We start from the raw sequence: 8,883 nt of genomic DNA on the forward strand, positions 1-8,883 counted from the left end.
GGCGGCCGACGGCGACGTCAGCGCGGTCATTCAGACCGGACCGGTGGCCGACAAGCTCGACGTCGTCTTCATCGGCGACGGCTACACCTCCGCCCAGCAGGGCGACTTCCACGCCGACCTGCGGTCCAAGTGGGAGCAGATGTCCGCCGTCGAGCCGTACGCCTCCTACAAGGAGCTGTTCAACGTCTGGTCGGTGGACGCGGTCTCCAACCAGTCGGGCGTCTCCGGCGACCCGGGCAAGGACGTCGTCAAGGACACCGCGCTGAAGTCGTACTTCTGGTGCGACGACATCGAGCGGCTGCTGTGCGTCGACACCGCCAAGGTCGAGTCGTACGCCGCCAAGGCCCCCGACGCCGACCTGGTCGTCGTGCTCTCCAACTCCACCAAGTACGGCGGCGCCGGCTACACCCTCACCTCGCAGGTCGGCTACGACGGCATCGCCACCGCCTCCTCCGACCACGCCGACTCCGACCAGGTGGCCGTCCATGAGACCGGCCACTCCCTCGGCAAGCTGGCCGACGAGTACTTCTACGACGACTACGGCACCTACACCGGCGCCGAGCCCGGCGAGTCCAACGCCACCAAGCTGACCGCGGCGCAGATGACCTCGCAGCAGAAGAAGTGGTACCGCTGGATCGGCCAGACCTCGCCCGACGGGGGCACGGTCGGCGCGTACGAGGGCGGGCGCTACTACCCCAAGGGCATCAACCGCCCCACCGAGAACTCGATCATGCGCACCCTCGGCCGGGAGTTCAGCTCCCCCGGCCGGGAGGCGATGATCGCGGGCTTCTACCAGCACGCCAGCGTGCTCGCCAGCACCACCGGTACGAGCACCGCCGTCAAGCGCGACGCGACCATCAAGGTCACCTTCCCGGCCTCCGCGTCGATCACCTGGTCCGTGGACGGCACCGAGGTCACCGCCGCGCGCGGCAAGAGCTCGGTCACCCCGGCCTCCCTCGGCATCACCGCCGACGGCAGTGCGCACACCATCACCGCCAAGGCCACGGACAACACCAAGGCGGTCAAGGACCCCGCCCTGCAGAAGAAGCTGACCGCCTCCCGCACCTGGAAGGTCGCCGCCTCCTAGCCGCTCACCGCCGCCACCCCCCAGCTGCCGCCCCGTGGACCCCCGCCGCGGGGCGGCTTCTTTTCCGCGCTTCCCTTCCGCGCTCCTGCCCGGTCAGCGCGCGTAGGGCCGCAGCGGCGGCTCCTCGCGCACCCACGGCCGGCTGTGGATCAGGACATCGAGCGGGAGGCTGGGGAACCCAGGGTCACCACGTCATCGACCTTGGTCCGCCGACAGCCCGCGCAGCAGCTCCCGGGCCCGTTCGGCGAACTCCCCGCTTCCGGTGGCGGCGGCCCGTTCCAGCAGCTCGCCCGCGCGCCCGCGGTCACCGTCCTCGGCGGCCATCTCACCGAGCCTGAAGGCGCCCTCGGCGATCAGCTCGGGCTCATGGGTGGCCTCCAGCAGCCGCTCGTACCAGATGCGGGCTCCGTCGCGGTCGCCCAGCCAGTAGTGCAGCTCGCCGAGATGGCCGGTGGCAAGCGGCCGGTGGATGCCGTCGGCCTTGAACGCCATCTGGTACCACTTGAGCGCGCCGTGCAGATCGCGGCGGCCCTTGGCGACATGGCCGAGCAACATGGCGGCGTAGCCCCGGGTGCGGAGATCGCTTCCGGCCAGCTCCACCGCGCGCAGCAGATGCGTCTCGGAGGTCTCGTCCTCCCCCAGGTTGTGGGCCGTCCAGCCGAGGCCGAGGGTGGCCCAGGCGGGGTTTTTGACGCCGAGGTCGAGTGCCTGCTGATAGGCGGCGCGGGCTTCCTCGCCGTCGCCGTCGCCGCCGCGGGTGCGCAGCATGTCGCCGAGGCGCATCACGAATTGGGCCAGGGAGGTGCGGTTCTTCTTCTGGCCGAGATCGCGGGCGGCGGCGATGCGGTGGGCCGTTCGGGCGGCCTCCACGGCGCCGTCGAAGTCCTTCAGGGTGTACAGCACCGAGGCGAGGGAGGAGGACGCGTGCATGGCGTTCGTCGATCCGCCGGCCTCGATCGCCCGCCGGTACGCCTCGGCGGCATCGCGCAGGCCGCCTTGCCGCTGCCCCAGGCGGTCGCCCTTCTTCCGGTACGCCCTGCCGACGGCCGCGGGGTCCTCTTCGCGCTCGATCAGCTGGTCGTACAGGAAGAGGGCGTCATCCCTGCTCGAGGCGTCCTCGGCGAGCCTGCGCAGCTCTTCGAGCGTCAGCCGCGTCTCCTCCGGGGGCTCGACGGGCGCCCCGGCGCGGTAGATCCGGAACTCGCCTCCGTACCCCTGGTATCCGGTGATCACCGAGACCGCGAGCATGCTGCCGTCCGGCGACCAGGCCATGGCGGGGAGGGTGTCGCCGCCGGACCGGCAGCGCATGAGCAGCGCGCCGTCGGAGACCCGCCACAAATCGATCCGCTCGTCTCCGTCGAATTCGTCCTCGGCCGGGCCCTTCCCGCCGCCGGCCACCAGATAGGCCCCGTCCGGCCGGACGGTCGCATCGGACTTGATTCCGGCGAGCGTGGTCAGGACGCGGCCGGTCTCCGGGTCCAGGATGTGCACATCGCTCCCCTGGGCGACGAACATCCGGGTCTCGTCGCCGGTGAAGGAGACGCTTCCGACCGACTCCTTCCCGCGCGGAAGGTGCAGCCGGCGGGGCGATGCGCCGGACGAGCACAGTACGTCGACCCAGCCGCCGAAACCGGTGAAGCCGCCGTAGCCGCCATCGGCGCGATAGCGGCCGAAGCCGCCGTCGGCCCGGTAGCGGCCGGTGCGCGAGCGGGCCTCTCGCGGCTGCGGAGGGATATCCACCTCGGCGCCGCTGTCGACGTCGTAGGCACGGGTCGGGGCGTCGTCGTCCGTGTCGCCGCCGCCCCATCGGACGCGCTTGGTGATCCGGTGGGTGCCGGGCACCCACTGGATGTCCTGGCCCCACAGGGAGCTGAAGGGGACGCGGACCTGCTCGCTCCAGTCGTCGGTGCGGAACACCACCAGCTCACACGCCTGGCTGGTGACCGCGAGATACCGCCCGTCGTCCGAGAAGGCCAGATCGCTGGGGGTGCCCTCGTCGCTCTCCTCGTCGCCGAACGGGCCGAGCGTCACCGCGGGACGCCGCAGGTCCAGCACCGTGGGCGCGTCCGCCTCCAGCACCTGGTCGGCCGTGGTCGGGTAGGAGGCGGTCGCCCAGCCATGGCCGGGGCTCAGCGACCCCAGCCAGCGGGCGTCGGTGACCTCGACGTCGTAGTCGGCCTGTGCAAGCAGCTCCTCGTCCTTCCAGCGGCCGTCACGCTCGTAGTAGAAGTCGTTGAGGCGCTGCCAATCGGCCTCGGCCACGGGGTGGTTGCGGGTGGCTGTCCGCTCGATTCGCCGGACGTACCGATGGGTGTGCGCGGCGACCCACTCACCGTCCAGGACCTTGTCGACGCCGACCATCCGCAGCGGGTGGAGCGAGGTGAGCGGCAGGCGGTTCGCCGCCTCCCACAGCAGCGAGAAGAAGAAGCTCGGATCGTCGGGCAGCGGTGCGTGGGTCCGGCTTTCGGTGTCGTAGTACACGACGAAGACGCGGAACCGGACGCGCAACTCGTCGGGAGCGACGTCGAGTATGCGGATGCCGTACAGATCGGTGGCCATCGGACCTTCCACAGCAGGGGACTTCGGGAGTCCGGACCATGGTCACAGAAGCGTCCGACAGCCCGCCCGGTAAACCGTCTTGTCCGATACGGCAGGCAGCGGCAGACCCTAGGGCCGCCGCAGCAGCCCCCGCTCCAGGGCCACCACCACCGCGCGCGTCCGGTCGTTCACATCGAGTTTGGCGAACAGGCGCAGGAGATGGGTCTTGACCGTGGCCTCCGTGATGACGAGGCGTTTGCCGATCTCGGCGTTGGTCAGGCCGTCCGCCACGGCGTTGAGTACATCGGTCTCGCGCGCCGTCAGCGGGTCCTGGACCGGGCGGCGCATACGCGCGATCAGCTTCTCGGCCACCCGCGGCGCGAGGACGGTCTCGCCGCGCGCCGCCGAGCGGATCGCGTCGGCGAGCTGTTCGCGGGTGGTGTCCTTGAGGAGATAGCCGATGGCGCCTGCCTCCACACCGCGCTCGATGTCCTGGTCGGTGTCGTACGTCGTCAGGATCAGGACCCGGGTGCGCGGATGCCGGGCGACGATTTCGGCGGTCGCCCCCACACCGTCGAGCACCGGCATCCGCAGATCGACGAGCGCGACATCGGGGTCGTACCGCTCGACGAGTTCGAGGGCCGCCCTGCCGTCCCCCGCCTCCCCGACGATCTCGATGCCGTCCTCACCGGCGAGCAGGGCGACCACGCCCGCCCGCATCACGGTGTGGTCGTCCACCACGATCACCCGAACCCGTTCGCAGGTCATCCCATCCCCTCGCTGCCCTTGTCGCGCGCTTCGCCATGTGTCTCCAGCGGAATCACCGCCAGGATCCGTGTGCCGTCGCCGACCGAGCTGGTGACCGTCAGCCGGCCGCCCAGTTCCGCCAGGCGTTTACGCATCCCGTCGAGCCCGAACCCCGCCGACTCCTCCGGGACGAAACCGGTGCCGTCGTCGGTGACCTCCAGCTCCACCCCGTACGGCCGACGGGCCAGGATCACCCCGACCGTGGACGCCCGCGCGTGTTTGCGGACGTTGGCCAGGGACTCCTGGGTGCAGCGCAGCAGCGCGATCCGGGTCTGCTGGTCGCATCCGACGTCCGCCAGGTCGGCGGCCACCGTGAGCCCCGTGTCCTCCGCGAAGCGGTCGAGGATACGGCGCAGCGTCCGCGCCACGGAGCCGGCCGCCGCGCCGTCCTGCCGCTGCGCCGAGCCCACCAGCTCCCGCGCCTCGGCCAGGTTCTCGCGCGCCGTCGACTCGATCGAGCGCAGCTGCTGGGCGCTGCGCGCCGGATCGGCGGCGAGCCCGGCCCGGGCCGCCTCCGCGAGCACGACGATCGAGGCGAAGCCCTGCGCGAGGGTGTCGTGGATGTCCCGCGCCATCCGCTCCCGTTCGTCCGCCGCCCCCTGGCGCTGATGCGCCTCGGACAGCTCCGCCTGGGTCCGCTCCAGTTCGACGATCAGCCGGGCCCGTTCGGTGCTTTGGGCGACCACCGAGTGTGCCCACAGACCGATCAGGACCCCCACGGCCACCACGATCAGGGTGGACACCAGCGTCTCGCTGAAGAACTCCAGCGACCAGCCCTGCCGGGACCAGGTCCCCGCCAGCGTCGCGGCGGTCGCCAGGCCCAGGAACCCCATGGAGGCCCTGGGGGTCCGCCCGAACATCCAGTAGTGCGGCAGCGTCACCATGAACAGCGCCGCATAGCTGCTGCGCAGATACGCGATCCCGCCGAGCGCGAGCACCAGTACGGACAGATAGACGTGCGGCCGTACGACGGGGTTGTCGGGGAAGCGGTCCAGGAGCGCGTAGCACAGCACCACACAGCCGAGCAGCGCCAGCGCCCCGTATCTGCTCCCGCCGGGCCGGTCCGTCGCGGCGAGCCCGACGGCCATCGCCGCGAACAGCACCCAGCACACCGCGTTCCAGCGGCGCAGCGACGCGGCCCAGAAGGCGTCGGCGGAGGGTCCGGCGAGAGCAGTCATACCGATCAACGTACGTCGACCACCGGCTGTTCATGGGCCGCCCTGTCCGATACGGCCGCGGCCCGTCGCCCAGCCCGCCCCGTCCGCGACGGCCACCAGGTCGCCTCGCCGAGCAGCAGCAGGGCCGAGGGCAGAACCATGATCCGTACGACGAAGGCGTCCAGCAGCACGGCCGCCGCCAGCACGAAACCGATCTGCTTCATCTCGATGATGTGCAGGAAGACGAAGCTCACGAACACGGTCGTCATCACGACCGCCGCGCTGGTGACCACGCTCGCCGAGGTACGGAGCCCATCCAGCACCGCCTGCCGCGTGGGGACGCCGGTGAGCACGGCCTCCCTGATCCGGCTGACCACGAACACCTGGTAGTCCATGGAGAGCCCGAAGAGGATCACAAAGAGGAAGAGCGGGACGCGCGACCCGATCGAGCCGGTGGAGTGGAAGTCCAGCAGCCCCTCGGCCCAGGTGCTCTGGAAGACGAGGACGAGCAGCCCGAGCGCGGCCGCGGCCGACAGCAGGTTCAGTACGACACCGATCAGGCCGAGCACCACGGAACGGAAGGCGTACACGGTCATCGCGAACGTCACCAGCAGCAACGCGCCGATCACCAGGGGCAGTTTGGAGTTCTGGTGGGCGGGATAGTCGGCGTAGCGGGCGACGTCACCGCTGACCCCGTACTCCGCGCCCGCGATCCGGCCGACGGTGGCGGGCAGATAGTCGTGGCGCAGATGGTCCAGGGATGTCTTGGCCTGACGGGAGTTGCCGAGATACGGCACCTTCAGCCGCAGGACGCTGATCCGGTGGTCGGCCGACGTCACGATCCGCGAGCCGTCGGCGAACAGCGGATCCCGGTCGGCCCGCCCGGCAAGGGCGCGCAGCGCCCCGGTGACCTCGCGGGTGCGCGAGGCGTCGGCGCGTACGACGACGTCGTGCGTGACCCTCTGCTCGGGAAACGCCTCGTTGAGACGGTCGTACACCCGCATCGCGGGGATCTCGCGGGAGTGGGTGTCCCGGCTCATCTCCGTGATCTTCAGCCCCGTCAGCGGAAGGACGAGGGCGAGCAGCGCGAGGACCGAGACGCAGAGCGTGGCCAGGGGATGCCGGGCGGCGGGCCGCAGCAGCGCCGCCCAGATCCGGCCGCCGCCCTCGCCACGCGCCCGCCGGGCCGGCTTACCGCGCTCCGCCCGGCGCCGTGCCCTGCGTTCCGCCCGCTTGCCGAGTACGACCAGCAGTGCGGGCAGCGCCGTCAGGGAGCTGGCCACGGCGACCAGGACGACCACGATGGTGCCGGTGGCGAGCGAGGAGAAGATCACGTCGGAGGCCAGATACAGCGTCGCGGTGGAGGCGACGACCGCCAGCCCCGATATCACCACCGCATGCCCCGAGGTGGCCGCCGCCAACTCCACCAGCGCCTCGGCGCTCAACCGGCCCCCGCCGCGGGCCCGCTCCTCGCGCTCCCGCTTGAGGTAGAAGAGCGTGTAGTCGACGCCGACCGCGAGGCCGATCATCAGGATGACGTTCGTGCCGACCCCGACGTCGGGGGACAGGTGCGAGACCACCATCGACAGGCCGATCGCCGCCGCGATCGACGACAGGGCGAGCAGCAGCGGCACGATGGCCATGACGACCGAGCCGAAGGCGATCAGCAGCGTGATCAGCGTGACCGGAAGCGTGATCTTCTCGGACAGCGCCAGGTCGTCGTTGCGCTGCTGGTCGACCCCCTTGCTGGTGGAGGGACTTCCAGTCTCCTCGAGCAGCAGCCGCGGATGGGACTTCTGCACGGCCTCGGTCTGCGCGACCAGCGCGCCGACCTTGGCGTCCGCGTCCAGCTCCTCGCCCTTGATGGCCACCTCGACCATGAGGATTCGGCCGTCGCGGGACCACAGCGGCGCGGCCACGCCCGCGACCTCGGGCAGTCGCTTCATCCGCGCCGTGAGGTCCCCGCGCGGCCGCCTCGGCGGCCCGCTCATCGGCCCGGCTGTCGAGGGCGCCGGACCGGGCGGAGATCAACACCTGCTCGGCGGACCGGCGCTCCAGATGCCCCTCGGCCGCCATGGCCTCGGCCCGCCCCGCCTCGCCGACGCGGTAGTCCGCCGTCTTGGCGCTGTTGATGCCGACGGCCCCGCCGATGACCAGGCACAGCGCCACGAACACAAACCATCCGACGACCGCCCGCCAGGGGTGGCGCGCGCTCCAGCGGGCCACCCGCACAGTGAGTGAGTTCATGCCTGAAAGCTTTGCTGAGCAGGGGGTTTGGCGGACAGAGGTGTCAGGTTGAACCTGCCGTCCACCGATCGGTGGACCTGAGGGAGGGGGATATCCCCCGCATGCTTGCCCACCGGCCTGCTCGCCCGTTGGCTGGGCTACGCCACCGCTGCCTTGCACACGAACGGGGCGGCGTAAGCCGACGTGGTGTCGGTGTACGCCGCCTTGGGAGGATGTGGTCCGGGTGGTTATTTGGGGTCGCGGTTGAACACCGCCTTCGACCAGCGGTAGCCGAGGGCGGCCAGGCCCAGGCACCAGGCGATGCTGATCCACCAGTTGTTGCCGATGTCGGTGCCGAGGAGCAGTCCGCGGATGGTTTCGATGGTGGGGGTGAAGGGCTGGTACTCGGCGATCGGCTGGAACCAGCCGGGCATGGCGTCGACGGGGACGAAGGTGCTGGAGATGAGCGGGAGGAAGATCAGCGGCATGGCGTTGTTGCTGGCCGCTTCGGCGCTGGGGCTGACCATGCCCATGCCGACCGCGATCCAGGTGAGTGCCAGGGCGAAGAGTGCGAGGAGTCCGAAGGCGGCGATCCATTCCAGGGCGGTGGCATCCGTGGAGCGGAAGCCGATGGCCACGCCGACGGCGCCGACGAGAACCACACTGATGACCGCTTGCAACACGCTGCCGATGACGTGTCCGATGAGCACGGAGCCGCGGTGGATCGCCATGGTGCGGAAACGGGCGATGATGCCTTCGGTCATGTCGTTGGAGACGGAGACCGCGGTGCCGATGGTGGTGCTGCCGATGGTCATCAGCAGCAGGCCCGGGACGAGGTAGGCGATGTAGTCGGAGCGGTCGGCGCCACCGCCGCCGATGCCCGCGCTCATGGTGTCGCCGAAGATGTAGACGAAGAGCAGGAGCAGCATGATCGGGGTGAGCAGGAGGTTCAGGGTCAGGGAGGGATAGCGGCGCGCGTGCAGGAGGTTGCGCCGCAGCATGGTGGCGGAGTCGCGTACGGCGAGGGAAAGCGAGCTCATCGGACGGTCTCCTTGGGCTGGGTGGGCT

General features: G+C 70.6%; 5 protein-coding genes and 1 pseudogene. 1 reads left to right on the forward strand and 5 read right to left on the reverse strand.

All coding sequences use genetic code 11. The annotated features are described in order from the left end of the window. Positions 1-1,087, forward strand: a 1,087-nt coding sequence (locus CCN51_RS43700) for a M64 family metallopeptidase (RefSeq protein ID WP_107426226.1), incomplete at its 5' end; no start/stop codon positions are given. A 192-nt stretch (positions 1,088-1,279) separates the two neighbouring features. Here the strand turns inward: CCN51_RS43700 and CCN51_RS43705 are convergent. The 5 genes and pseudogenes from CCN51_RS43705 to CCN51_RS43725 all read right to left on the reverse strand — a co-directional run bounded on the left by CCN51_RS43705 (position 1,280) and on the right by CCN51_RS43725 (position 8,855). Continuing rightward, on the reverse strand, positions 1,280-3,646 hold the full coding sequence (locus CCN51_RS43705) for a WD40 repeat domain-containing protein (RefSeq protein WP_014177406.1): 2,367 nt from the start codon (positions 3,644-3,646) through the stop codon (positions 1,280-1,282). A gap of 108 nt (positions 3,647-3,754) precedes the next feature. Next, positions 3,755-4,393: a response regulator gene (locus CCN51_RS43710; protein ID WP_014177405.1), complete on the reverse strand. Its 639-nt coding sequence runs from the start codon at positions 4,391-4,393 to the stop codon at positions 3,755-3,757. After that, complete coding sequence (locus tag CCN51_RS43715; RefSeq protein WP_193383727.1) at positions 4,390-5,610, reverse strand: sensor histidine kinase; 1,221 nt, start codon at positions 5,608-5,610, stop codon at positions 4,390-4,392. Before CCN51_RS43715 ends, CCN51_RS43710 begins: the two co-directional genes overlap by 4 nt. A gap of 5 nt (positions 5,611-5,615) precedes the next feature. Next, a pseudogene (locus tag CCN51_RS43720) lies at positions 5,616-7,836 on the reverse strand (MMPL family transporter). 227 nt (positions 7,837-8,063) lie between these two features. Continuing rightward, a complete protein-coding gene (locus tag CCN51_RS43725) occupies positions 8,064-8,855 on the reverse strand; it encodes an ABC transporter permease (RefSeq protein WP_086860841.1) in 792 nt (263 codons plus the stop codon). Between the last annotated feature and the right edge of the window lie 28 nt (positions 8,856-8,883).

The organism is Streptomyces milbemycinicus (assembly GCF_002154605.1).
Taxonomy (GTDB): Bacteria; Actinomycetota; Actinomycetes; order Streptomycetales; family Streptomycetaceae; genus Streptomyces; species Streptomyces milbemycinicus.

Coding starts and splice junctions, on each gene's coding strand:
- CCN51_RS43705 (WP_014177406.1), bottom strand. CDS start 3,646: ATGGCCACCGATCTGTACGGCATCCGCATACTCGACGTCGCTCCCGAC.
- CCN51_RS43710 (WP_014177405.1), bottom strand. CDS start 4,393: ATGACCTGCGAACGGGTTCGGGTGATCGTGGTGGACGACCACACCGTG.
- CCN51_RS43715 (WP_193383727.1), bottom strand. CDS start 5,610: ATGACTGCTCTCGCCGGACCCTCCGCCGACGCCTTCTGGGCCGCGTCG.
- CCN51_RS43725 (WP_086860841.1), bottom strand. CDS start 8,855: ATGAGCTCGCTTTCCCTCGCCGTACGCGACTCCGCCACCATGCTGCGG.